Origin of the sequence: Aquimonas voraii (assembly GCF_900101825.1) — a bacterium.
GTDB classification, from domain to species: Bacteria; Pseudomonadota; Gammaproteobacteria; order Xanthomonadales; family Xanthomonadaceae; genus Aquimonas; species Aquimonas voraii.
In genome coordinates this window covers 1-2,356 of record NZ_FNAG01000032.1, presented here as the reverse complement: position 1 = coordinate 2,356, position 2,356 = coordinate 1, and the positions used below count along the sequence as shown (strand labels likewise).

General features: G+C 61.6%; 3 protein-coding genes. 2 read left to right on the top strand and 1 reads right to left on the bottom strand.

Annotated features, from left to right (window positions below; genetic code table 11):
• Positions 1 to 478 precede the first annotated feature (478 nt).
• Positions 479 to 1,216, top strand: a complete 738-nt coding sequence (locus BLP83_RS18070) for a hypothetical protein (RefSeq protein ID WP_143006790.1) — start codon at positions 479 to 481, stop codon at positions 1,214 to 1,216.
• A 301-nt stretch (positions 1,217 to 1,517) separates the two neighbouring features.
• On the opposite strand, the gene BLP83_RS18065 is transcribed toward BLP83_RS18070, so the two are convergent.
• Positions 1,518 to 1,898, bottom strand: a complete 381-nt coding sequence (locus BLP83_RS18065; protein ID WP_091246291.1) for a hypothetical protein — start codon at positions 1,896 to 1,898, stop codon at positions 1,518 to 1,520.
• 113 nt (positions 1,899 to 2,011) lie between these two features.
• On the opposite strand from BLP83_RS18065, the gene BLP83_RS18060 reads away from it, so the two are divergent.
• Complete coding sequence (locus BLP83_RS18060; RefSeq protein ID WP_176764285.1) at positions 2,012 to 2,311, top strand: transposase; 300 nt, start codon at positions 2,012 to 2,014, stop codon at positions 2,309 to 2,311.
• Positions 2,312 to 2,356: the final 45 nt, after the last annotated feature.

Below are 2,356 nucleotides of genomic sequence, written 5' to 3'. Positions count from 1 at the left end.
GCAGCCCAACACCGGATCAACAACCAGAAGAACGAAGTACCCTTCAACCCCGGACTTTCCCAGTAACGGGTGGTATGGCTGCTGGGGGCACGTCAAGGTCAAGCTGAGCAGTATTAGACGGTGACCATTGAGCGCTCTGGCCAGCCCTCTTTCGTGAGCCGGAGGCGCTGGTGCTGACCTCGCCCGAGGATGGATTCGACTACAACCGATACGTGTCGCCACCCCTTGGGGTGGAATTTGCTTTTCGAAATAACGATCGTTGTTGCCGGCGACATGGCAAGACCTAGAGTCAGTCCGATGGCACTCTGCGTGACATCTGTCACGCAGAGTGCCATGCAATTCTTGTTGACCTTGGAATTCCTGCGCATACAGTTCATGTCGGCCGCTGGAACTGAATGCAGATTTCCCAGCAGCGGACACCGAGCATCTACGGTTCCCGGCGGCCCCTTCAGACCGCACCGCAAACCGGAGAACGACCATGCTCAACGCGCCAACGATGATCCTCGCTTCCACCTTCTCGCCTTCCATGCTCCCCCGGGAAGGCTCGTCCTTTGGCGTGGCCTTCGAGCGTCTCTCCCTCTCCGAAATTCGCAAAGCACTCAGGGCCGGACTCTGGGCCTCTGCGGTTGGACGACCTGAAGTCGCCGACCACATGTCCAGGGCTTTGCAGATGCCTGTTCCGGTCGCCCGGCGGCGGGTGCAGCTTGCCGCCGACACGCGGCTTTTCGTCCTCAATCCCCGTCTTCGAACCGATCTTTGGGGCGAGTTGGATCGGGAACTGGACGACCTGCAGTTCCATTGCTTTGAGGTGCGCTCTGTATCAGACGGCACCGCTACCAACCGCAACGTCAAGGCGCCCACCATGAACCACGAGAATTTCGACGAGATCTTCTACCTCATCGGCAACGCAGGAGAGCGCTTGGTCCCATGCGTCATCACAAGCCGAAAATGTGGGGAGCGCGGCTACCACGTCATGCCTCCCGGCAAGGGCAACGACGTCAGTTCAGCCACCATCACCTTGGATCCGCGCGCTGTCGTCGAAGCCGTGGTGCTCCGTGGAATGTCGGTTCGCTGCAAGCCTGACACCGACGAGCGTGCTCCGCCGTCGGCGATCTCGCTCGGCAAGCGATCTGCGCCCCGCTATTGGCTGCGTCCCGATCTCCATGACTGGGTCAAGGGTGCACGCATCGCGCCCTCCACAGCCGCTTTTGCGTGATGGATACGGCACGTCGGCATGCAGTCATGGTTTCGGCTGGGGTGCATGCCGCGATCGAATCCATCCGTCATCGATATCGCGCGACGCACTACCGCGTAATCGAGGCGCTGCTGGCCGCAACTGCGGAGGATGCCGTGCATGCGGCGATGGAGCGCTCACGAGCCCGTCAGTCAGGCCATCGACCGAAAGGCGCGCGCCAAGCGCCGCAGAGAGCTCGAGGCCTTGATTCGTGGTCTGGGCAATGACGCCTTTCATCGCGTGATCAGCGTTCAGAAGCGTGAGGGAGACGAGCTGCCGCACGCTAACGCTTCCTGGCAGGGCTTTTCGGCTTCGCAGTTGCCGCCAAGCGATTGAGCAATTCGCTCCACGTCTCGCCCGGCTGCTTCAGCCGGGAGAGACGCTTCTTCGTCCGCAGGTCGACGCTGATCGAAGTCGCCTCCACGGGCGCCGACTCGCGTCTGGCGGCCTGCCGACGCCTCGCCAGGAATCGACGCCAGTGCGCCAGAAGAGGCTCGCCATCGATCTCCCGGCGCAGCATCCACTCCTTGGTCGCGAAGTCATCCGCGTAGAAGTAGCGATCAGCGCGGAAGCCCAAATCGCCATCGGCAGCGCGGCTCTTGAGCTCTTGAGCAAGCACGCCTTGCCCCATGGTCTCAAGTGCGTCTGCGAACTCAAGCAGCACGTCTGAATTCGATCGAATTCCCCAGCTCACTAGTCCTCCTTTGCCTTCCGGGGGTTCTACCCCGTCTCTGCGGACACTTTCAGGAAGGCTCATGGTGAGCTGAAGGAGTGTCCATGTCGAAGCGGAAGCGTTACACAGCGGAGTACAAGCGGGAGATCGTCGAGCTGGTGCGGCGATCGAAGTCGAGCTGCCGCCAGGTGGCTCTGGAGGTTGGGGTCAACCCGAACATGCTCACCCGCTGGGTTCGGGAGGCTGAGTCGGCTGGCGGGAAGGCTTTTCCCGGTGCCGGAACGCCGCGCGATGAGGAGTTGGCCCGCCTCAAGCGCGAGCTGTCGCGGATCGCCAAGGAACGGGATTTTTTAAGAGACGCGGCAGCGTACTTCGCGAAGCAATCACCGAACGGTACGCGGTGATTGATCGCTGCCGCAGCGACTATCCCGTCGGGATGATGTGCCGCT

What these genes read in the sequence shown, in the direction of transcription:
- BLP83_RS18060 (WP_176764285.1), top strand. Translation starts at nt 2,012, where the DNA reads ATGTCGAAGCGGAAGCGTTACACAGCGGAGTACAAGCGGGAGATCGTC.
- BLP83_RS18070 (WP_143006790.1), top strand. Translation starts at nt 479, where the DNA reads ATGCTCAACGCGCCAACGATGATCCTCGCTTCCACCTTCTCGCCTTCC.